This window comes from Plantactinospora sp. KBS50 (assembly GCF_002285795.1).
Classification (GTDB): Bacteria; Actinomycetota; Actinomycetes; order Mycobacteriales; family Micromonosporaceae; genus KBS50.
Map to the genome: position 1 here is coordinate 4700544 of NZ_CP022961.1, position 22538 is coordinate 4723081.

The 22538-nt window shown below is 75.8% G+C and carries 15 protein-coding genes and 3 pseudogenes; 6 read left to right on the plus strand and 12 right to left on the minus strand.

Annotated elements, in window-relative coordinates; translation table 11 throughout:
- Window positions 1-118: 118 nt before the first annotated feature.
- The 10 genes and pseudogenes from CIK06_RS32190 to CIK06_RS20160 all read right to left on the minus strand — a co-directional run bounded on the left by CIK06_RS32190 (window position 119) and on the right by CIK06_RS20160 (window position 13027).
- Window positions 119-3379 (minus strand): BTAD domain-containing putative transcriptional regulator, encoded by a 3261-nt coding sequence (locus CIK06_RS32190; RefSeq protein ID WP_095566129.1) that lies wholly within the window; start codon window positions 3377-3379, stop codon window positions 119-121.
- A 221-nt stretch (window positions 3380-3600) separates the two neighbouring features.
- The gene (locus CIK06_RS20120) at window positions 3601-4791 is read right to left on the minus strand and encodes an NAD(P)/FAD-dependent oxidoreductase (protein WP_095566130.1); all 1191 of its coding nucleotides are present in this window, start codon (window positions 4789-4791) and stop codon (window positions 3601-3603) included.
- A gap of 14 nt (window positions 4792-4805) precedes the next feature.
- Window positions 4806-6094 (minus strand): annotated as a pseudogene (gene lgt / locus CIK06_RS20125) (prolipoprotein diacylglyceryl transferase).
- 67 nt (window positions 6095-6161) lie between these two features.
- Window positions 6162-6956: a tryptophan synthase subunit alpha gene (gene trpA / locus CIK06_RS20130; protein ID WP_095566131.1), complete on the minus strand. Its 795-nt coding sequence runs from the start codon at window positions 6954-6956 to the stop codon at window positions 6162-6164.
- Complete coding sequence (gene trpB, locus CIK06_RS20135; protein WP_095566132.1) at window positions 6953-8191, minus strand: tryptophan synthase subunit beta; 1239 nt, start codon at window positions 8189-8191, stop codon at window positions 6953-6955. The genes trpA and trpB overlap by 4 nt, the downstream gene beginning before the upstream one ends.
- A 37-nt stretch (window positions 8192-8228) precedes the next feature.
- Window positions 8229-9089, minus strand: coding sequence for an indole-3-glycerol phosphate synthase TrpC (gene trpC / locus CIK06_RS20140; RefSeq protein WP_232533750.1), 861 nt, complete (start codon window positions 9087-9089; stop codon window positions 8229-8231).
- A gap of 784 nt (window positions 9090-9873) precedes the next feature.
- A pseudogene (locus tag CIK06_RS20145) lies at window positions 9874-10437 on the minus strand (Trp biosynthesis-associated membrane protein); the annotation flags it as partial.
- A 64-nt stretch (window positions 10438-10501) separates the two neighbouring features.
- A complete protein-coding gene (locus CIK06_RS20150) occupies window positions 10502-12055 on the minus strand; it encodes an anthranilate synthase component I (RefSeq protein ID WP_095566134.1) in 1554 nt (517 codons plus the stop codon).
- Window positions 12052-12513: a phosphoribosyl-AMP cyclohydrolase gene (hisI, locus tag CIK06_RS20155; protein WP_232533751.1), complete on the minus strand. Its 462-nt coding sequence runs from the start codon at window positions 12511-12513 to the stop codon at window positions 12052-12054. The genes CIK06_RS20150 and hisI overlap by 4 nt, the downstream gene beginning before the upstream one ends.
- A gap of 88 nt (window positions 12514-12601) precedes the next feature.
- Window positions 12602-13027 (minus strand): MerR family transcriptional regulator, encoded by a 426-nt coding sequence (locus CIK06_RS20160; protein WP_232533752.1) that lies wholly within the window; start codon window positions 13025-13027, stop codon window positions 12602-12604.
- Between the two features lie 111 nt (window positions 13028-13138).
- On the opposite strand from CIK06_RS20160, the pseudogene CIK06_RS20165 reads away from it, so the two are divergent.
- The 4 genes and pseudogenes from CIK06_RS20165 to CIK06_RS20180 form a co-directional block, all read left to right on the plus strand.
- Window positions 13139-13888 (plus strand): annotated as a pseudogene (locus CIK06_RS20165) (ABC transporter ATP-binding protein); the annotation flags it as partial.
- Between the two features lie 107 nt (window positions 13889-13995).
- On the plus strand, window positions 13996-14751 hold the full coding sequence (locus tag CIK06_RS20170; protein WP_095566137.1) for an ABC transporter permease: 756 nt from the start codon (window positions 13996-13998) through the stop codon (window positions 14749-14751).
- Window positions 14752-14786: 35 nt separating this feature from the next.
- Complete coding sequence (locus tag CIK06_RS20175) at window positions 14787-15419, plus strand: TetR family transcriptional regulator (protein ID WP_095566138.1); 633 nt, start codon at window positions 14787-14789, stop codon at window positions 15417-15419.
- Between the two features lie 80 nt (window positions 15420-15499).
- Window positions 15500-16375 (plus strand): LLM class F420-dependent oxidoreductase, encoded by an 876-nt coding sequence (locus tag CIK06_RS20180; RefSeq protein ID WP_095566139.1) that lies wholly within the window; start codon window positions 15500-15502, stop codon window positions 16373-16375.
- A gap of 113 nt (window positions 16376-16488) precedes the next feature.
- Here CIK06_RS20180 and CIK06_RS20185 read toward each other — a convergent pair whose 3' ends face one another.
- Window positions 16489-18456, minus strand: a complete 1968-nt coding sequence (locus tag CIK06_RS20185) for an ABC transporter ATP-binding protein (RefSeq protein WP_232533753.1) — start codon at window positions 18454-18456, stop codon at window positions 16489-16491.
- Window positions 18453-20291, minus strand: coding sequence for an ABC transporter ATP-binding protein (locus CIK06_RS20190; RefSeq protein ID WP_232534344.1), 1839 nt, complete (start codon window positions 20289-20291; stop codon window positions 18453-18455). The genes CIK06_RS20185 and CIK06_RS20190 overlap by 4 nt, the downstream gene beginning before the upstream one ends.
- A 193-nt stretch (window positions 20292-20484) precedes the next feature.
- Between CIK06_RS20190 and CIK06_RS20195 the strand changes: the two genes are divergently transcribed.
- Both CIK06_RS20195 and CIK06_RS20200 read left to right on the plus strand, forming a co-directional pair.
- Window positions 20485-21114 carry a TIGR03085 family metal-binding protein gene (locus CIK06_RS20195; protein ID WP_095566141.1) on the plus strand — a complete coding sequence of 210 codons (630 nt, stop codon included), beginning with the start codon at window positions 20485-20487 and terminating at the stop codon, window positions 21112-21114.
- Window positions 21115-21472: 358 nt separating this feature from the next.
- Window positions 21473-22426 (plus strand): terpene synthase, encoded by a 954-nt coding sequence (locus CIK06_RS20200; protein WP_095566142.1) that lies wholly within the window; start codon window positions 21473-21475, stop codon window positions 22424-22426.
- Window positions 22427-22538: the final 112 nt, after the last annotated feature.

The window sequence follows — 22538 nt, forward strand, 5'->3', positions numbered from 1 at the left end:
GCCAGGGGCTTCCGACCGGGGCCACCGGCCGGGCCCACCGCCGGTCGGGCCACCGGCCAGAGCCGCTGATCTGGGCCGCCGCCGATTCGGGCCGGCGCCGATCTGGACCGCCGAGCGGTCAGGCCGAGCGGGGGGCGGCCGCGCTCGCCGCCGGCGGCTCGGCGGGTGCGCTCGGGCGGGACGGCCGGATGGCGCCGCCGCCGGCCAGCAGGGCGTCCAGCGGCGACCGGCGCCCCTCCCGCACGGCCACCGCGAAGACCGCGCCCAACTCGGCCAGCAGCGCGGCGCCGGTGGCCGCGGTGGCGGCCCGTTCGCAGGCCGGCACCGGCGCGCCGATCTCGTCCCGGATCCGCGCCGCCGCGCCGAGCAGCCGCGCCGCGCGGATCCGGTCCCGGTCCAGCCGCGCCACCTCGGCCAGTGCCTCCAGCACGCTCGCCATGCGCCAACGGTCCCCGATCGAGCGGTGCGCCGCCACGCTCACCAGCAGGTGCGCCCGGGCCCGGGCGGTCCGCCGGGCGCCGAGGTCCACCAGCCCGCGCAGGTTGTGCGCCCAGCCGACGCCCTCGGTGAAGCCGATCGCCGCGTACCGGTGCAGGGCCGCGTCCAGCAGCGAGGCCGCCCGGTCCGGATCGCCCCGGTAGAGGGCGACCGCACCCAGGTTCATCAACGCGGTCGCCTCCGCCTCGGTGTCGCCGAGCCGCTCGAACCGGCGCAGGCTGGCCCGCAACCGCGAGTCCGCCCGGTCCAGGTCGCCGGAGAGCCAGGCCGTCACCCCGCGCAACTGCACCGCCTGCGCCTCGCCCCACTCGTCGCCGCAGTCGGCCAGCAGCGCCGTCGCGGCCGCCAGGTGCGCCGCCGAGTCGGCGTACCGGGCCCGGTCCCGGGCCACCGAGCCGAGGATCAGCTCCAGCCGCGCCTCCGTGCGGCGGTCGTCCACGGATCGGCAGGCGGCGCGGGCCCGTTCCGCGTGCCGGACCGCCACCGGGTAGTCGCAGAGCAGCATCGCCAGCATCGCCGCGCCCGCGCCGGCCCGGGCACGCAGCGGCGCCGGCGCGTCCGGGTGCCGGTCCAGCGCCGCAGAGAGCCAGTCCAGCCCGTCCCGGTAGTGGCCCTCCAGCCGGCAGTACATCGCCAGCGCGGTGGCCAGCCGCAGGTCGCCGTGCTCCCCGCCGGTGTCGGCGCCGGCCAGCCAGCGCATCGCCCAGCGCAGGTTCGCCTCCTCGGCCCGCAGCCGGTACAGCCAGCACTGCTGGGCCGGCCCGCGCAGCCGGTCGTCGGCCCGTTCGGCCAGCGCCACCACGTACCGGGCGTGGGCCCGGCGGGCCACCTCCTCGGCGCCGCTGCGCGCCAGCCGGTGCAGGGCGTGCCGGCGGATCGGCACCAGCATCCGGTACCGCGCCTGGCGCGGCGGGTGGTCCTCGGGCAGCCGGGCCAGCGGCCCGAGCGGCGCGGGCCGCTCGGGAGGCCCGCCGGCGGCCCGGTCACGCCCGCCCGCGCCGCCGGCCTGGATCAGCTCGCCCTCGTCGACCGCGGCCACCAGCGACGCGTCGGCCAGGGCGGTCAGCGCGGCGACCCCGGCCGGGCCGCGGATCTGGCCGGCGGTCTCCGTGTCGAAGCCACCGCCGAACACCGCCAGCCACTCGAACAGGGTCCGGGCCTCGTCGTCGAGCTGGCTCACGCTGGTCTCCACCGCGGCGGCCACCGTCCGGTGCCGGCTCGGTGCGGTCGGGTCGGGGCTGCGCAGCAGGTGCGGGTCCACGGCCGTCCGGCTGGCGATCTCGGCGACGCTCAGCAGCGGGGTCCACGCCGCGGCCAGCTCGATGGCCAGCGGCAGTCCGTCCAGTTCCGCGCAGAGCCGCACCACGTCGTCAGCGCTGTCCGGCGCGACCGGCTGCCCGGACCGCGCCCGCGCCCGCTCCAGGAACAACCGGGTGGCCGGGTGCAGCACGAGGTCCGCCAGCGTGTACCCCGTGCCGGGGGTGGGCGCCGCCAGCGGCGGCACCGGCACCAGCCGCTCCCCGGCGACCCGCAGGGCCGCCCGGCTGGTCGCCAGCACCCGCAGCCGCGGGCACTGCGGCAGCAGCCGGCGCAGCAGGGCCGCGCAACCGGTGACCAGGTTCTCGCAGTTGTCCAGCACCAACACCGCGTCCGCGTCGCCGATCGCCTCGCCGAGGGCGTCGGCCGGCCCGCCGTGGTCCAGCCCGAGGCGTACCCCCAGGGTGGCGGCGACCGTCTCGGCCACCCGGCCCGGGTCCTCGACGGCGCTCAGGTCGACGAACCACGCGGCGGCGGACACCCGGCGGGCCACGGCGATGGCCAGCCGGGTCTTCCCGGAACCGCCCGGGCCGGTCAGGGTCACCAGCCGGCGGACCGCCAGCAGCCGTTCCACCTCCCCGAGCAGGCCGTCGCGGCCCAGCAGCGGGGTCATCGGCACCGGCAACCGGCTGGGCACCGGCCGCGGGCCGGGCGGCCCGGGCCGGGCGCCGGGCACCGGGCCGGCGGGTCCGCTGATCGGCCGCACGGCCCGCCCGTCGTCCGGCCGGGCCGCCCAGGTCTCGGCCAGGTCGCCGCGCTGGGCCGCCCGGGCCAGCCGGTGCAGCCGCTCGCCGGCCCCGATGCCGACCTGGTCGCGGAAGGTCCGTTCGGCCACCTCGGCCATCTCGGCCGCCGCCTTCCGGCCGTGCCCGAGGAACGCGGCCACCAGCAGCAACTCCCACAGCCGGGCACGCAGCGGGTGCCGGCGCAGGGCCGCGGTGAGCGCCACCCTCGCCTCCGCCGCCCGGGCCGTGGCCGCCATCCCGTCCTCGATCACCGACGGATCCACCACCGGCGCCCCGGCCGCCTGGTACGCGGTGGCGACCAGCCGCAGTTCACACTCCCAGCGGTCCTCGACCGCGGCGATCCGGGACTGCACCAGCCGGCTCGCCTCGACCGCCGCCCACGGCGGGCAGCCCGGCGGAACGCCGCCCAGCGGCGGCTCGGGCGCGTCGGGATCGGGCCGCCAGAGCCGCAGCGCCGCCGCGAACAGCCGGGCCGCGCCGGGCAGGTCGCCGCCGGACATCCGGACCCGTGCCCGCACCAGCAGCCGGTCGAACCGGCGGGCGTCCACCAGCCGCGCGGACACCCGGAGCAGGTAGCCCTCCCGCCGGGCGAGCACCGTCGCGGGCAGCCCGGCCAGGTGCAGTGCCGCGGTCAGCTCGGCCACCGGGCCGTCCAGCGCGGCGGCCGACCGGGGGGTGGCCGGGTCCGGGACGCCGGCCAGTTCCGCCTGCGGCACCGGCTGGTTGGCGCGCAGCGCGAGCAGACCCAGCAGCCGGCGCACCGGCTCCGACAGCGGGACCGGACCGGCGGCGCCGACCAGACCGACCGGGCCGAGCAACCGGATCTCCGCCGGGACCGGTTGGCTCCGACCCGGCCCCAGCCCTCGGGTTTGCGCGCGCCGCACGGGAGTCCTCCCCTCACTCCCGGTAATTCTGACCCGATCACCCGGGCCGACCGACAGCCGTTCGGACCGCGCGGCGCGCCATACGGGCCGCAAGGGTCCCACGATCAGGGGCTTGAACAGCGCAAACAGCGGCCGCGACCGGGCGTGGGCCCAGCTCAGGCCGGTGGCCGCCAGTCGGCCGCGGTGCTCGCGGCGTTGCCCAGCAGCCGCGGGGTGATGGCGCCCAGCGCCGCGTCCCGGGCGCGCAGCGCGAGCCGCCCGCGGGCGCGCAGCACCGCGGACATCCGCCGGGTCTGCCGGACGACGGTGGTCGCCCGGGGCAGCCGCAGCCGGCTGTACGACTCGACCGCGGCGCGCAGCTGCTCGCCCGGCCGGGCCGCCGCGACCAGCGCGCTCAGCGTGGCCGCGTCCTCGAAGGCCAGGCAGGCGCCCTGACCCAGGTGGTGCGGCATGGCGTGCGCGGCGTCGCCCATCAGCACCACCCCGCCGTCGCCGCCCGGGAAGCCGTAGCTGCGCGGCAGCGGGCGCAGTTCCCGGACGTCCTGCTGGAGCAGGTCGCCCGGGTCGGTCGCGGCCAGCAGTTCGCCGACCGGCGCGGGCCAGCCGGCCAGCCAGCGGCGCAGCAGGGCGAGCTGGGTGGCCGGCGGCTCCGGCCGGGCCGCCCCGGCCGCCGTCACGATCCAGTAGATGCCGCCCCGGGTGGAGGCGCCGGAGGCGCCCCGGTCGCCCAGCGAGGCGGCCACGAACCGGTAGCCGGGGCCCAGCACCTCGCCGCCGAGCGCCTCCGCCGGCAGTTCCGGCGCCCGGTACCAGGGGATCACCGCCCGCCAGGCCGCGCAGCCGGAGCTGACCACCGCGGACTCCGGCGCCACCCGGCGGCGGACCGCGCTGTCGATGCCGTCGGCGGCGACCACCAGGTCCGCCGCGTACGTGTACCGGCCGTCGGAGACCGAGGGCCGGTCCCCCGGTTCGGCGCGGGTCACCCGCACCCCGGTGCGGATCTCGACCCGGTCGCCGAGCCCGGCGATCAGCGCGTCGTGCAGGTCCTCCCGGTGCACCACGACCGGCGCCCGGTCCCCGGTGGCCACCCGCGGCTGCACCAGCCGGTGCCCGTCCGGGCGGCGGATGCCGCCGTCCCGCAGCGGGGTCGCGATCGCCTCCAGCCCGCCGCCGAGGCCCAGGGCGTGCAGCGCGCGGATGCCGTTGGGCCACAGGACCAGCGCGGTGGGGTCGGCCCGGACCCGGTCCTGCGCCTCCAGCAGGGTCACCTGCCAGCCGCCGCGGGCCAGCGCGCCCGCCACGGCGAGCCCGGCCACCCCGGCGCCCACCACCACCGCCGTACGCATCGCGGCTCCTCCGCTCAACGGTCCTGGTCGGTGCCGCCCGGCGCGGCCGGGGACTCCCCGGCGGACGCCGGCTCGCCCGATCCGGCGTCATCCGGTCCGGCGGCGTCCGAGGCGGCGGCGTCCGATCCGGCGTCATCCGAGGCGGCGGCGTCCGCCGGCCGGGCGGCGGGCTCGGGCAGGGTCCCGCTCTCCCGGTACGTCCGGAACTCCTCCTCGGTGACCGTGCGGTATCCGATCGGCTGCGCCGCCGTGGTGCGCCGGGCCAGGTCCACCTGGGAGACGTCGCCGTGCCCGGATCCGCCGGCGGTGTCGGGTTCCGCCCCCGGCGCCGGTCCCGTTCCGGAAGCCGCCTCGGGCGGCGTGTCACCCTCGTCCCCGGCCGGCGCGGCGCCGTCCGCGGCGGTGGGGGTCCCGGCCGCGGCCCCGGTGCCCGCCACGACCGCGGCGACCGGCACCACGTACTCGCGGGACCCGCGGACGGTGCGGAAGTAGACGAGCGCCGCGACGAAGACCAGCACCGCGGTGAACACGTTCAGCCGCACGCCGAGAATCCGGTTCGCCTCGTCGCTGCGCATCAGCTCGATCCAGAACCGGCCCGCCGTGTAGCCCATCACGTACAGCGCGAACGCGCGGCCGCGGCCCAGCTTCCAGCGGCGGTCGGCCCACAGCACCAGCGCGGCCACGCCGACGTTCCACAGCGCCTCGTACGCGAACGTCGGATGGTAGAGCCCGGGCTCCCGCACCGCCACGCCGTCCTCGCGCAGCGCGTGCCCCGGGTTGGCCGGGTCGAACCGGTAGACCTCCAGCCCCCAGGGCAGCGTGGTCGGGCCGCCGTACAGCTCGTTGTTGAACCAGTTGCCGAACCGGCCCACGGCCTGGGCCAGCGGCAGCCCGGGGGCGAGGGCGTCGGCCACCACGGTCAGCGGGATGCCGAGCTGGCGGGCCGCGTACCAGGCGCCCAGCGCGCCGCCGGCGACGCCGCCCCAGATGCCCAGGCCGCCGTGCCAGATCTTGAACGCGTCCAGCGGGTGACCGCCGTCACCGAAGTAATGCTGGGGGAGGTGATCACGTGGTAGATCCGCGCCCCGATGATCCCGGCCGGCACGGCGTACAGGGCGATGTCCAGCACCGCCCCCGGCGCCACCCCGCGGCGGCGTAGCCGCGCCTCGGTCACCAGGCAGGCGACCACGATGCCGAGCACGATGAACAGCGCATACGCCCGGATCGGCACGGGTCCGAGCTGCCAGACCGCGGTCGTCGGGCTGGGGATCGCCGCCAGCGGCGGGAACGGGGCGAGGGTCACGGATGCACACGGTACCGTCGCGCGGCCCGGGGACGGCACCCCGGTCCGGCCGACACGACCGGCGGGCTCAGCCGCGGACCCCCTCGGCGAGTTCGGCGCTGAGCCGGCGCAGCGCGGTCAGCCCGGCGGCCTCGTCCCGCGCCTCCAGCACGCAGCGGACCAGCGCGCTGCCCACGATCACGCCGTCGGCGTACCCGGCCACGGTCGCCGCCTGGCCCCCGGTGCCGACGCCCAGGCCCACCCCGACCGGCAGGTCGGTCACCGCCCGCAGCCGCGACACCAGCGCCGGTGCGGCCTTCGGTGCCTGGTCCCGGGCGCCGGTGACGCCCATCAGCGCGGTGGCGTAGACGAAGCCGCGGCAGTGCCCGGCCGTCATCGACAGCCGGGCGTCGGTGGACGAGGGCGAGACCAGGAAGGTGCGGTCCAGGCCGTACGCGTCGGAGGCGGCCAGCCAGTCGGCCGCCTCGTCGGGAATCAGGTCCGGGGTGATCAGGCCGGTGCCGCCGGCCGCCGCGAGATCCCGGGCGAAGGCGTCGACGCCGTACTGCTCGATCGGGTTCCAGTAGGTCATCGTGACCACCGGCGCGCCGGTCGCCGCGACCGCCTCGATGATGCGCAGCGTGTCGGCGGTACGGACCCCGCCGGCCAGCGCGATGTCGCTGGCCCGCTGGATCACCGGGCCGTCCATCACCGGATCGGAGTACGGGATCTCCACCTCGATGACGTCCACGCCCGCCTCGACCATCGCGGTCATCGCCGCGATGCTGCCCGGCACCGTCGGGAAGCCGGCGGGCATGCAGCCGACCAGCACCGCCCGGTCGTCGGCGCGGGCCTTGTCGAACGCCGCTGCGATCCGGCTCATGAGGTCTCCTTGTCGAGGAGGTTGAAGTACGACCCGGCGGTGTGCACGTCCTTGTCGCCCCGGCCCGACAGGTTGACCAGGATGACCGGTTCCCGGCCCAGTTCGGCGGCGAGCTGCGGGGCGATCCGGGCGGCGCCGGCGATCCCGTGCGCGCTCTCGATGGCCGGGATGATCCCCTCGGTGCGGCAGAGCAGTTCGAACGCGGCCATCGCCTCGGCGTCGGTCACCGGCTGGTAGCTGGCCCGGCCGCTGTCGTGCAGCCAGGCGTGCTCCGGCCCGACGCCCGGGTAGTCCAGCCCGGCCGAGATCGAGTGCGACTCGACCGTCTGGCCGTCGGCGTCCTGGAGCACGTACGTGCGGGCACCGTGCAGCACCCCGGCGGAGCCGCCGGTGATGCTCGCGGCGTGCCGGCCGGTCTCCACGCCCTCGCCGCCGGCCTCGAAGCCGTACAGCCGCACCGCCGGGTCGTCGACGAACCCGGCGAAGATGCCCAGCGCGTTGGAGCCGCCGCCGACGCAGGCCGCCACGGCGTCCGGCAGCGCGCCGAACTGGTCCAGGCACTGCTGCCGGGCCTCGTCGCCGATCCCCCGGACGAAGTCCCGGACCAGTTCGGGGAAGGGGTGCGGGCCGGCGGCGGTGCCGATCAGGTAGTGCGTGTCGTCGACGTTGGCGACCCAGTCCCGCATCGCCTCGTTCATCGCGTCCTTGAGCGTCCGGGAGCCCGCGGTGACCGGAACCACCCGGGCGCCGAGCATCCGCATCCGGGCCACGTTCAGCGCCTGCCGCTGGGTGTCCAGCTCGCCCATGTAGACCACGCAGTCGAGGTCGAACAGGGCCGCGGCGGTGGCCGCGGCCACCCCGTGCTGGCCGGCGCCGGTCTCGGCGATCACCCGGCGCTTGCCCATCCGGCGGGTGAGCAGGGCCTGGCCGAGCACGTTGCGCACCTTGTGCGCTCCGGTGTGGTTCAGGTCCTCCCGCTTGAGCAGCACCTGGGCGGCCAGCCGCGCGGACAGCCGCCGGGCGGGGTACAGCAGCGACGGGGTGTTGGCGTAGTTGCGCAGCAGCCCGTCCAGCTCGGCCCGGAACGACTCGTCGCCCATCGCCGCCCGGTGCGCGGCGTCCAGCTCGTCGAGCGCCGCGACCAGCGCCTCCGGGACGAACCGGCCGCCGAACCGGCCGAAGTGACCGGTGGAGTCGGGAAGCTCACCGGCCGGAGCCGAGGCGTTGACCGTCATGGGCGGGTCCTCTCGTTGCTGGGACGCCCGGCGCGGCTCAGCGCACCGGGCGCGGGGTCGCCGGGTGGTTGCCGGCGTTGACCAGCGCGGCCACCGCCTCCCGCGGGCTCTTCTGGGTCACCAGCCCCTCGCCGACCAGCACGGCGTCGGCGCCGGCCGAGGCGTACCGGATCAGGTCGTGCGGGCCGCGTACGCCGGACTCGGCGATCTTGACGACGCTGCTCGGCAGTCCCGGGGCGATCCGCTCGAACACGGAGCGGTCGACCTCGAGGGTACGCAGGTTGCGGGCGTTGACGCCGATCACCTGGGCGCCGGCCTCCAACGCCCGGTCGGCCTCCTCCTCGGTGTGCACCTCCACCAGCGCGGTCATGCCCAGCGACTCGATCCGCTCCACGAGGCCGACCAGGGCGTTCTGCGGCAGCGCGGCCACGATCAGCAGCACCAGGTCGGCGCCGTGCGCCCGGGCCTCGTGCACCTGGTAGCTGGAGACCACGAAGTCCTTGCGCAGCACCGGAACGCCGACGGCGGCCCGGACCGCGGCCAGGTCGTCCAGCGAGCCGCCGAACCAGCGGCCCTCGGTGAGCACGCTGATGCACCGGGCGCCGCCGCCCGCGTACTCGGCGGCCAGTTCGGCCGGGTTGGAGATGTCGGCGAGCTGGCCCCGGGACGGTGACTGCCGCTTGACCTCCGCGATGACCGCGACGCCCGGACGGCGGAGCGCGGCGTAGCCGTCCAGCGGTGGCGGCGCGGCGGCGGCCAGCTCGCGGACCTGTTCCAGCGGGACTTCCCGACGTCGCCGTTCGACGTCGGCACGGACGCCGGCAAGGATCTCGTCGAGAACGCTGCCGTCCGGTGTCGGCGCGGAATCGTCGCCCTCGGGTGCGTGTTCAGCAGTCACCAACGGAATCCCCTCTCCGGGTGTCATGGGCCGATGCTAGGGGGCGCCACCAGGCGGGCGACGCAGGGGGTATGGCGTCGCTCACCCCGCGGGCTCGGGCATAATGGGGCACTTTTGGTGAGAACCGCATCACCGAACGCCACCGAAGACATCGACGATCACCACACAATTCCAGCACGGACGTCGATGCCGCGTACAGCCGGACCGCCCCCGGACCGCGAGCCGGGCGCCCGCGCCGGCGCGGGCCGGACGGCCCGTCGGGCGGGCCGGGCGACCCTGGCCGGTCCGGACCGGCCCGGAACAGACTGGCCGGGATCCGGCCGCGAGCCGGTGCGCACCCGTCAACCGGCGGATACCACCCGGAAACACCGGCCGGGCAGGCTCGGTTCCGACAGACTTCGAGAGGACTGTCGACCGGTTACGGACGTCGCGGGGAGCCGACCATGACGATCGTCGAGCAAGGTTCGACCGGGACCCGGGGCAGCGTACCCCGTGCGATGCTCTGGCTGGCCATCGGCGTGGCGCACACCGTCGAGCGGGCGGTGGGCGGCGCGGAGCGGACCCGGGTGGCCGAGGCGAACGCCCAGGCCGCCATCCTGGTGTACCGGGATCGCGCCCGGCAGTGCGACGAGGTCCGCCGGGCCGTCGCCGCGCTCCGGACGGCCCCGCGCGCTCACCTCGCCGTCGGGTCCCCGCCCCGGTCCGGACCCGCCGTCGGGTCCGCACCCCGGCCCGACCCCGCCGTGGCGTCGCCGCCGGGACCCGTCGCGGGGTCGCCGCCGGGACCCGTCGTGGGGTCCTCGCCGCGGTCCAGCGCGTCCCAGAACTCCCTGGTGTTCCGCCCCGTCGCCCGGCCGCCGGGCACCGGCCGGGCCGCGGCCCGCTCGTAGCGCGCACCCATGGCCGGCCAGCGGTGCCCGTATCCGGCGGCGAGGCCGGCCCCGCCGGCCGCCACCAGCCCGCCGAGCAGGCACAGCGCCGGCCAGCCCGGCCCCGCACCGGCCGGTCCGGCCAGCCCGTAGCCGCCGCCCGCGGCCACCGCCAGCCCGACCAGCGCCAGCGCCGCGCCGAACAGCCGGCGCCACCGGCCCCGGGTGGCCAGCAGGGCACCCGCGCCGGCCAGCGCCACCACGGCGAGCGCCGGCAGCCAGGGCAGCAGGTCGGCGCCGGTCTGCCCGACCCGGTTCGGCGGCAGCGGGGGGCGGGCCAGCGTCTGCACCGCCCAGGTCCGGGTGGCCGCGTAGAGCGCCAGGCCGGCGCCGGCGGCCAGCAGCCCGACCGCGTACGCGAGCCCGCGCCGGCCGGCCAGCACCGAGCCGGTGGTCGGGGAGGACTCGGGGCCGGTCACCGCGCCGGTGGTCGGGGAGGACTTCGGGCCGGTCACCGCGCCGACCCCAGCGACCCGGCGGCGGTCACCGGGCCGGCCGCAGGGTCTCGGCGGCGGCGATCGCGGCCAGCACGGCGGCCGCCTTGTTGCGGGTCTCCCGGTCCTCGGCCGCCGGGTCGGAGTCGGCCACCACCCCGGCGCCGGCCTGCACGTAGGCCCGGCCCGCGCGGATCAGCGCGGTGCGGATCGCGATGGCCATGTCCAGGTCGCCGCCGAAGCCGAAGTAGCCGACGGTGCCGCCGTAGACCCCCCGCCGGGCCGGCTCCAACTCCTCGATCAGCTCCATGGCCCGGACCTTCGGCGCGCCGCTCAGGGTGCCGGCCGGGAAGGTCGCCGCCAGCGCGTCGAAGGCGGTCTGGTCGGCCCGCAGCGTGCCGACCACCGTCGAGACGATGTGCATCACGTGGCTGTACCGCTCGATGGTGGCGAACTCCGGCACCTCGACCGTGCCTGGCTCGCAGACCCGGCCCAGGTCGTTACGGCCCAGGTCGACAAGCATCACGTGCTCGGCCCGTTCCTTCGGGTCGGCGAGCAGTTCGGCCGCCAGCCGGGCGTCGGCCGCCGGGGACGCCCCGCGGGGCCGGGTGCCGGCGATCGGGTGCAGCATGGCCCGGCGGGTCCCCCCGGCCGCACCGGTGACCTTCAGGTGGGCCTCGGGCGACGAGCCCACGATGTCGAACCCGTCGAAGCGCAGCAGATACATGTACGGGCTCGGGTTCGTCATCCGCAGCACCCGGTAGACGTCCAGCGGGTCGGCGTCGGTGACCCGCTCGAACCGCTGGCTGAGCACGATCTGGAAGCACTCCCCGGCCCGGATGGCCTCCTTGGCCGCGAGCACCGCCGCCTGGTAGTCGCCGTCCGCGGTCCGGCTGGTGACCCGGCCGGGATCCGCCGTGCCGACCGTGGCCACCATCGGCGGGTTGGGCCGGGACAGCGCGCTGGTCATCGCGTCGAGCCGGCCGACGGCCCGGTGGTAGGCGGCCCGTACCCGGCTCGGCGCGTCCGGCTCGTCCGGGCCGGGCAGCAGGGCGTTGGCCACCAGCAGCGCCGAGGAGTCGAAGTGGTCCAGCACGACCAGGTCGGTGGCGAGCATCATGCCCAACTCGGGCACGCCCAACTCGTCGGGGGCCAGTTCGGGCAGCCGCTCGAACCGGCGGACCAGGTCGTAGCCGAGGTAGCCGACCATGCCGCCGGTCAGCGGTGGCGCGCCGTCCGGAGCGTCGCCGTCCGGCCCGGTGAGCGCGGCCACGGTCTGCCGCAGCACCTCGACCGGGTCGCCGGTCTCCGGCAGCCCGCTCGGCGGGGTGCCCAGCCAGACCGCGCGACCGTCCCGCTCGACGAGCGTGGCGGCGCTGCGGACCCCGATGAACGAGTACCGGGACCAGGCGATGCCGGCCGCGCCGGCCCCCGGCTCGGCCGACTCCAGCAGGAACGTCCCCGGTCCCCCGGCAAGCTTCCGGTAGACGCCCACCGGCGTCTCGCCGTCCGCGAGCAGCCGCCGGGTCACCGGCAGCACCCGGCGGCCGGCGGCGGCCGCGACGAAGGACGCCTCGTCCGGTACGACCGTGCCGCTGCTCACGACCGCTCCGATCCGGCACCGCCGGCACCGCCGGCCGATCCGGCCGGGTCGGCGTTCCCGACGGGTCCGGCCGGGTCGGCGCCGCCGTTGGTGACCGGGAGTTCGGTGAAGAAGCAGGTCCGCGCCCCGGTGTGGCAGGCCGCGCCCACCTGGTCGACGGTGACCAGCACGGCGTCGCCGTCGCAGTCCAGCGCCACCGAACGCACGTACTGGTGGTGGCCGGAGGTGGCGCCCTTGACCCAGTACTCCTGGCGGCTGCGTGACCAGTAGGTCGCACGGCCGGTGTGCAGGGTGCGGTGCAGCGCCTCGTCATCCATCCAGGCGACCATCAGGACCTCGCCGCTGCCGTGCTGGCGTACCACGGCGGCGACCAGGCCGTCCGGGCCGCGGCGCAGCCGAGCCGCGATGGCCGGGTCGAGCGCCGACTCTCGGGCGGGCTTGGGGTTCGGTTCGGACACGCGCCCCATCCTCCCGCATCCGCCCCGGCCGCCGGCCGGCGGCCGCTGCCCGCTGCGCCCGCGGGCGTCCGCCGTCCCGGCAGACCGGTCAGCAGTCCTGTTCCTGGCGTCGATACAGGTCGATCTTGCGATCGAGCACCCGCAGGTCCTCCGCCAGCGCCGCCATCCGGGCCAGCACCCGGTCGCGATGCTCCTCGAACAGTTTGCGCCGGGCGGCCATCGTGTGCCGGCCCTGCCGGGCCAGGTCGGCGTACCGGCGCATGTCCCGGACCGGCATGCCGGTCCGGCGCAGCCGGGTCAGCAGCACCAGCCGGTCCAGGTCCAGGTCGGTGTAGCGGCGCCGGCCGGCGGAGTCCCGGCCGACCGGCGCGACCAGTCCCTCCTGCTCGTACCAGCGCAGCGTGTAGGTGGTGAGGCCGACCCGGGCGGCCGCCTCACCGACGCTCAGCGTGCCGCCGGCGCCCGCCGGTCCGCCGGAGCCGGCGGTCGGCGTGATGGTCTCTGTCGTGCTCACGTCCACACACGCAGCGTTCCAGTTCGAGCGCACTCGAAGTCAAGCCCGTTGCCCCGGCAAGTTATTTCATCTACCGTTGAGTTCAACGACCGATGAATTGGGGAGGATGGGATGGGCGGCACGCCCCGACCACCGGATCCGGGCGGCTCGCGGGCCGCGATCGAGGTCCGCGACCTTGTCGTGCGCCGCGGCGGGCGCCCGGTGTTGCACGAGCTGACCTGCACCGTCCCGCGCGGCCGGGTCACCGGGCTGCTCGGACCCAGCGGCAGCGGCAAGACGACGCTGATGCGCGCGATCGTCGGCGTCCAGCAGGTGTCCGGCGGCTCGGTCACCGTGTTCGGCGACCCGGCCGGGTCCCCGGCGCTGCGCCACCGGCTCGGCTACCTGACCCAGGCGCCCAGCGTGTACGCGGACCTGACCGTGCGGGAGAACGCCCGCTACTTCGCCACCCTGCACGGCGTACCCGCCGCCGAGGCGGACCGGGTGGTCGCCGAGGTCGGCCTGGCCGACGCGGCGAAACAACTGGTCAGCACGCTCTCCGGCGGGCAGCGCAGCCGGGCCTCGCTGGCCTGCGCGCTGGTCGGCCGGCCGGAGCTGATCGTGCTCGACGAACCGACCGTCGGGCAGGATCCCGTGCTGCGCGACGAGCTGTGGCGGCGCTTCCACGAACTGGCCCGGGACGGGGCCACGCTGCTGGTCTCCAGTCACGTGATGGACGAGGCCGCCCGCTGCGACCAACTGCTGCTGATCCGCAACGGCCGGCTGATCGCCGACGACACCCCCGCCGCGGTGCGCCGGCGCGCCGGCACCGACGACCTCGACGAGGCCTTCCTGCGACTCATCCGCGACCAGGAAACCGACCCGGAAGCCGGACCCGGGACCAGCCCCGGCACGCGCCCGGAAACCGACCGGGACGGCGCCGGCGACCGGCCCGGCGCGGCCACCCCCGACCCGCGACGGAGCCAGCCATGAGCCCCCGCATCCTGGTCGCCACGATCGACCGCATCCTGCGCCAGCTCCGGCACGACCGCCGCACGGTCGCGCTGCTGCTTGTCGTCCCCGCCGTGCTGCTCACGCTGATCTACTACATGTACGACAACCAGCCCACCCCGCCCGGCCAGCCGGGCATGTTCGACCGGGTCGCGCTGATCATGCTGGGCATCTTCCCGTTCATCATCATGTTCCTGGTGACCAGCATCGCGATGCTGCGCGAGCGCACCACCGGCACGCTGGAACGGCTGCTCACCACGCCGCTGGGCAAGCTCGACCTGCTGTTCGGCTACGGCATCGCGTTCGGGCTCGCCGCGGCGGCACAGGCCAGCGTGGCCTCGACCATCGCGTACTGGGTGTTCGGGCTGGACACCGCCGGTCCGGCCGGCCTGGTGATCCTGATCGCCGTGGTCAACGCGGTGCTCGGGGTGGCGCTCGGACTGCTGTGCAGCGCCTTCGCCCGGACCGAATTCCAGGCCGTACAGTTCATGCCGGTGGTGGCCATTCCGCAGATCCTGCTCTGCGGTCTCTTCGTGGCGCGCGACCAGATGGCCGGCTGGCTGCACGCGGTCAGCGACGCGCTGCCGCTGACGTACGCGGTCGAGGCCCTCCAGGAGGTCGGCGCGCACGCCGACCCGACCACGACGATGTGGCGGGACCTGGGCATCGTGGCCGGCGCCGTGGTGGTGGCGCTGGTGCTGGCCGCCGCGACGCTGCGCCGGCGCACCGGCTGAGGCGCTGAGGCGGGGACGAGAGACGAGGGGACGAGATGGCCCGACGCACCGGACGGCGCCCCGGGAAGCCGGGGACCCGGGACGCCATCCTCGGCGCCGCCCGGACGGCGTTCGCGGAGAAGGGCTTCGACAACGCGTCCATCCGGGCCATCGCCGCCGCCGCCGGCGTGGACCCGGCGCTGGTGCACCACTACTTCGGCACCAAGGACCAACTCTTCCTCGCCGTCATGGACAGCCCGTTCGATCCGGGGATGCTCATCCCGAACCTCGTCGCCGAGGGCCGGGCCGGGCTCGGCGAGCGGCTGGTGCGCACCTTCGTCACCATCTGGGACTCCCCCGCCGGGTCGGTCGGGGTGGCGCTGGTGCGTTCCGCCGTCAGCAGCGAGTGGAGCGCGCGGCTGTTCCGCGAGTTCCTGACCACCCAGATCCTCCGCCGCGCCCTCGCGGGGCTGGACCTCGCTCCGGCCGAGGCGCCGCTGCGCATCTCGCTGGTGGCCTCCCAACTGGCCGGCCTGGCGATGACCCGGTACGTCATCCGGCTGGAGCCGCTGGCCTCGGCGCCCCCCGAGACGGTGGTCGCGGCGATCGGCCCGAACATCCAGCGCTACCTGGACGGCGAGCTGTCCGCGCCGCCCGCCGTGCCGGCGACACACCGGACCGACCGCTGAGCACCGGGTCCACACCCGACTGCCGGCCGAGCCGGCGACGCCGGAACGCACGGCCTAGGCTCGACCGTGGAGGTGTTCTGATGAAGTTGGGCCTGCACTACTGGACCTTTGCCAACCCGGCCGACCCGGCGGCCATCGGGCCGACCCTGGCCCGGACCGCGACCCTGGCCGAGGAGGCCGGGGTCGCCTCGTTCACCGTGATGGACCACTATTTCCAGATGGAGAGCACGGCTCCAGCACAGGACCCGATGCTGGAGGCGTACACGACGCTGGGCTACCTCGCGGCGCTGACCCGGCGGATGACCCTCGGTGTGCTGGTCACCGGCGTGATGTACCGGTACCCCGGCCTCCTCGCCAAGATCGTCAGCAGTCTCGACGTGCTCTCCGGCGGCCGGGCCCGGCTCGGCATCGGTGCCTCCTGGTACGAGCGGGAGCAGCGCGGCCTGGGCGTTCCGGTGGTCCCGATGGCCGAGCGGTTCGAACGGCTGGAGGAGACGCTGCGGATCTGTCGCCAGATGTGGAGCGACGACAACGGCCCGTTCGCCGGCCAGCACTACCAGCTCGCCGAGACGCTCAACTCGCCGCAGCCGCTGAGCCGCCCGCACCCGCCCATCATGATCGGCGGCAGTGGCGAGAAGAAGACGCTGCGCCTGGTGGCCCGGTACGCCGACGCCTGCAACCTGTTCGGCAGCGGGCCGGAGGACGTGGCGCACAAGCTCGACGTACTGCGCCGGCACTGCGCCGACGAGGACCGCGACTACGACGAGATCACCAAGACCGTGCTGGTCATGCGTCCTCCGCTGGTCGATGTGGACGCCTGGGTCGCCGAGGTCGAGGCGTACGCGAAGCTCGGGGTGACCGAGGTGCAGACCATGCCGGCCCGCGACAGCGACCCCGTCGAGTTCACCCGGCAGCTCGCCGACCAGGTACTACCCCGGCTCACCGCGCTGCCCTGACCCGGCCCGGGTTGGTGCGGACGCGGCCGCGTCCGCACCAACCCGGCGCGACGCTGGCGTGGCTGTGTCAGCCCCGCGCGACGCTGACGCGTCTGTTCCAGCCCCGCGCGACGCTAGCGCGTCTGTTCCAGCCAGGACGCGTACAGCAGCCCGTACACCGAGGACGGATCGCGCACCAGATCGTCGTGCGGCCCGCGCTGCACGACCCGACCCCGGTCCACCACGATCACCTCGTCGGCGGCCTGGGCGGTGGAGAGCCGGTGCGCGATCGCCACGGTGGTCCGGCCGCGGGTCACGGCGTCCAGCGTGCGTTGCAGCCGTACCTCGGTGGCCGGGTCCACCGCGCTGGTCGCCTCGTCCAGCACCAGCAGGTCGGGATCGGCGACGTACGCCCGGGCCAGCGCCACGAGCTGCCGCTCCCCCACGCTGAGCGCCTCGCCGCGCTCGCCGACCGGGGTGTCCAACCCCGCCGGCAGGCCCGATACCCAGTCGTCCAGACCCAGTTCGGCGAAGGCGGCGGCCAGCTCCGCGTCGGTCATCGCGGGACGGGCGAACCGGACATTGCCGGCCACCGTGGAGTCGAACAGGAACCCGTCCTGCGGCACCATCACCACCCGGGAACGCAGCGACCCGAACCGCACCCGGACCAGCGGCGCGCCGGCCAGCAGCACCTCCCCGGTGCTCGGGTCCATCAGCCGGGTCAGCAGCTTGGCGAAGGTGGTCTTGCCGCTGCCGGTCTCGCCGACCACGGCCACCCGGGTGCGGGCCGGGATGTGCAGGCTCACGTCGGACAGCACCGGCGGCCCGGGTACCGGCCGGCCGTCCGGGCCGGCCGTCGGGTACGCGAAGCCGACATCGACGAACCGCACGTCCAGCGGGCCGGGCGGCAGGTCGACGCCGTCGTCGCCCGGGTCCGCCACGTCCGGTTCGAGGTCGAGCACGTCGAGCACCCGGCGCCAGCCGGCGATCGCGTTCTGCGCCTCGTTGAGCACCTCGGTGGCGATCTGCACCGGCTGGATGAACAGCGTCACCAGGAACAGGAAGGCGGTGAGCTGGCCGATGGTGAGCCGGTCGCCCACGCCCATCCAGACGCCCAGGACGACCACGGCGGCCAGCGCCACCCCGGCCGCGAGTTCCCCGACGGAGGAGCCGTAGATGCTGATCCGGATCGCGCGCTGCTGGGCCTGCCGCTGCGCGTCGATGGTCTCGTCCAGCCGGGCGGCGGTGCGCCGGGCGACCCCGTACGCCCGGATCACCGGCGCGCCGACCACGCTCTCGGCGACGGCCGTGAGCATCGCCCCGGTCCGCACCCGCACCTGCGCGTACGCCCCGGCGAGCCGGTTCTGCAACACCCGGATGATCATGACGGCCGGCAGGAAGGCCAGGTAGACGGCGAGGGTGAGCTGCCAGGAGTAGACCGCCATCACCACGGTCGTGACGACCAGCTGGCCGAGGTTGACCAGCAGGATCACCCCGCCCCACTGGAGGAACTGGGTGATCTGGTCCACGTCGCTGGTCACCCGGGACACCAGCGACCCGCGCCGCTCCGACTGCTGGTGCAGCATGGACAGGTCGTGCACGTGCCGGAAGGCCCGGATCCGCACGTTGGCCAGCGCCGTCTCGCTCACCGTGAACAGCCGGCGCATCATCAGGTAGCCGCAGGCGGTGGTGACCACCAGCACGGCGGCCGTGATCAGCACCACCGTGCCGACCACCCGCAGGTCGGGACCGCCCGGCACGGTCAGCCCGCGGTCGATGCCCTGCTGCACCGCGACCGGTACGGCGGCCCGGCCGATCATCGAGATCAGCGCAAGCACCAGCGTGCCGGCCAGCCCGGTGCGCAGTTCGGGCGAGAGCGCGAGGCCGCGGCGCAGCGTGCCCCAGGTGCTCTCCGTCGGCGCCTGCGCCCCCGGCGACCCGTCGGTGGCCGGCGTACCGGTCCCCGCCGGCGCGGCCGTGCTCTGCGGGGCGGCGGTCTGCGCGGTCGCGGTCTGCGGGGCACCGGTCGGCCGCCGGTCGGCCGGCCGCCCGTCACCGGGCCGCCCGTCCGCCGGTCGTTTCCCGGTCATCGGCGCCGTCACGGAACGCGCACCTCCTCCTCGGCGCGGCCGGACGTCCGTTCCCGCTCCGCCTCCGCCTTCTCGTACGCGGTCACCAGGTCCGCGTACCCCGGGACCGTTGCCAGCAGTTCGGTGTGGGTGCCCCGGGCGACCACCCGGCCGTGCTCGACGTACACCACCTCGTCGGCCAGCGCGATCGTGGCCCGGCGGTACGCGACCACCAGGATCGAGGCGCCCGGGGCGGACGTAGCGTCGCCGGCCCGGTCGCCGCGCAGCGCGGCCAGGATCGCGGCCTCGACCCGCGGGTCGACCGCGCTGGTGGCGTCGTCCAGCACCAGCAGCCGCGGCCGGCCGGCCAGCGCGCGGGCCAGGGTCAGCCGCTGCCGCTGCCCGCCGGAGAGCGAGGTGCCGCGCTCCCCGACCATGGTGTCCAGCCCCTCGGGCAGCGCCGTCACGAAGCCGGCCGCCTCGGCCAGCCGCAGCGCCGCCCAGGCGTCCTCGTCGGTGCGCCCCGGCCGGTCCAGGGTGATGTTGGCCCGGACGGTGTCGTCGAAGACGAACGGCACCTGCGCCACCAGCGCGGTGGTGGCGGTCAGCGACCCGATGGTCAGCGACCGGACGTCCACGCCGTCGATCCGGACGGCACCGGCGGCCGGATCGACCAGCCGGACCGCCAGCGAGGCGATCGTCGACTTGCCCGATCCGGTCGGGCCGACCAGCGCGACCGTCCGGCCGGCGGGCACCTCGAACGTGACGTCCTTGAGCACCGGGGTGGCCACCGCCGCCGGGTCCGCGGGCTCGTAGCCGAAGCTGACCCCGTCGAAGGCGAGCGTCGCGGGGGCGCCGCCGCGGTGCTCCAGCGTCGTTTCGCCGTACGGCATCTGCCCGCTGGCGGCCAGCACCCGGGACACCCGGTCCCAGCCGGCGACGCTGCGCGGCAGCTCGGCCAGCACCCAGCCGATCGCCCGGACCGGGAAGGCGAGCACGGTGAACAGGAACGCGACGCTCACCAGCTCGGTGACCGAGATGGCGCCCTGGCGCAGCCGCAGCGCACCGACCACGAGCACGACCAGGGTGCCGATGCTGGGCAGCGTCTCCAGCATCGGGTCGAAGAACCCCCGCAGCCGGCCCACGGCGATCAGGGAGTTGCGCAGCTCGGCGGCCTGCGCGGCGAACCGGGCGGTCTCCTCCGCCTCCCGGCCCATGGTCTTGACCACGAGCGCGCCGTCGAAGCTCTCGTGCGCGGTGGCGCTCACCTCGGCCCGCATCCGCTGGGCCCGCGCCTGCCGCGGCGCCATCCGCCGCGAGTAGACGACGTTGAGCGTGAACAGCGCGGGGAAGACCGCGACGCCGACCAGCGCCAGCGCCCAGTCGGTGACGAACAGCGAGCCGACCGCGGCCACCAGCATCACCAGGGTCCCCACCGCGAACGGCAGCGGGGCGATCGGGAACCAGGCCGCCTCGACGTCGGAGTTGGCGTTGGACAGCAGGGTCCCGGTGGCGTGCCGGTGGTGCCAGGACAGCGGGAGTTCCAGGTAGCGCCGGGTGACCTGGCGGCGGTACGCGGCCTGGAGCCGGTACTGCATGTAGCCGGCACCGAGCCGGCGGCCGAAGACCCCGACCACGCGCAGCCCGCTGATCCCGAGCAGCGCCGCCGCGCTCAGCGCGACGATTCCCACCTCGGCCCGGCCGGTCTCGATCGCCGGCACGGCCACCCGGCCGACGATCGCGCCGACCACGTACGCGTTGGCGATCACCAGCAGGCTGAACAGCACGCTGCCGGCCACGGCCGCCGCGAAGATCCGCGGCTGTTCCCGGATGGCCCGGCCGAGCACGCGAAGTCCCCGGCCGAGCACGTCCCGGCTTGTCTTGTCGGTCCGCACGCTCTCCCCGTGCCGTAAGCCACCGAAGTCCACCGCCATCCTTACCGGTCCGGCGGCCCGCGACGACCCGATATCGCCTGTGTCCACCATCACAGACCCCCGCGGGGGCACATCCGCCGCCCGGTTGGGCGGGCGGCGGCGCCGATCTGGGCCTACGATCGGCGGCATGTCGCGGTTCGCCCGTTCGGAGCGTCAGGAACTCGCCGATCTGCTGCTGGCCGTCGGGCCGGACGCGGCCACCCTCGACGAGGGCTGGACCACCCGGGACCTCGCGGCCCATCTCGTGCTCCGCGAACGGCGCCCGGACGCCGCGGCCGGGATCCTGCTGCCGCCGGTGCGCCGGCACACCGACCGGGTCCAGGCCCGGCTGGCGGCCATACCGTACCAGCGGCTGGTGGAGCTGGTCCGCCAACCGCCCTGGTGGAGCCCGGTGAGCAACCCGCTGGTGCACGAGCAGGCCAACCTGATGGAGTTCTTCGTCCACCACGAGGACGTCCGCCGGGCCGGGACCGGCTGGCAGCCGCGGAACCTGCCCGCCGCCCAGCAGGCGGCGCTGTGGCGCCGGCTGCCGGCGCTGGCCCGGCTCGCCCTGCGCCGGTTCCCGGCCACGGTGCTGGTGCAGGCGCCCGAGCACGGCGAGACCTCGGCGGGCGGCACCGGCGACCAGCTGCGCCTGGTGGGTGCCCCCGGCGAGCTGATCCTGTTCCTGTTCGGCCGGCAGCGCGCCGCCCGGGTCCAGTTGGACGGCCCGGCCGCGCTCGTCGAACGGCTCCGGACCGCCCGGCTCGGCGTCTGACCCTGAGCGGCCACTGACACTGAGCCGCCGATGAGCGGCCACTGAGCGGCCGCTGAGCGGCCACTGAGCCCACACCGCCCTCCGCCGGGGCCGCCGTCCCCGGCCGGTTCGGTCCCGCACGGCCGCTGAGCGCACCCGTATCCCCCGCCGGGCTTCCGGTCCCGGCCGGACCGGCATGCCGACGGTACGTCCGGGCGCGCGTTTGTCACTGATTGGTCAATCAGCACCCGGTGCAACTTTCCCCGTGCAATTGGCCTTAGGCTCAACCCGCCGGTCGGACGAACCCGCGGCGGCAATGCCCGCCGGGTCGGTGTGCGGCCATCCCCGGCCGATCGGATGCCAGCGAGGAGGAGTCACCATGCGCACCTTCGCAGCATCGGCCCTCATCGAACCCCCGTTCCCGGCCCGCCTCAACGCACACAGTGCCGCCGCCGCCGACCGGTCCGGTCGGTGGGCCGCCGAGCTGGGCCTGGCGGCCACCCCCGACGACGCCGGCCGGCTCGCCCGGGCGAACGCCGCCGACCTGGCCGGACGCGCCTGCCCGGACGCCGCACCCGAGCACCTGGAACTGCTCACCGACCTGATCACCTGGTTGTTCGCGTTCGACGACCGGTGCGACGACGACGGCCTGGGCGCCGATCCCGGCCGGCTGGCGCCGGTGGTGGCCCGGCTGCTGGACATCGTCGACCTGATCGGCGACGACGCCCCCGCCCAGTTGCTGGAGTCCGCCGGGCCGATCGGGGTGGCGCTGCACGATCTCGGCCGCCGGGTCCGCGCGCAGAGCCCGCCCGCGCTGCTGCTGCGGTTCGCCACCGAGCTGCGCGACTACCTGCTCGCACTGCTCTGGGAGGCGGCCAACCGGGCGCAGCGCCGCCGGCCGGTGGTCTCCGAGTACATCCAGATGCGCCGGCACACCGGCGCGGTGTATCCCAGCCTCACCCTCACCGACGCGGCGCACCACGCCGACCCGGACGCGACCTGGCTCGCCGACTCCCGGGTGTCCAAACTGGATCTGCTCGCGGTCGACCTGGTCTGCTGGTGCAACGACATCTTCTCCTACGACAAGGAGCGCCGGGCCGGGTCCGACGGGCACAACCTGGCGGCGGCCGTGGCCAACGAGACGGGCCTGGACGAGGCCAAGGCGCTGGCCGCCGCCGCGAACCGGTTCAACGACGCGCTGGAGGCGTACCTCCGGCTGGAGCCCGAGGTGCTGGCCGGCGGCGACCCGCAGGTCGCCCGGTTCGCCGCCGCCCGGCGGTGCTGGATCCGGGGCACCTACGACTGGTCCCTGCGGGCCGCCCGGTACCACTGATCGCCCCCGGCGGCGGCACCGGTCACCGCCGGCCGGGTCCGACCGGGTCCGGTCACCGCCCGCCGGGTCCGGCCGGGTCCGGTCGGCGCCCGCCGGAGCCGATCAGCGCCCG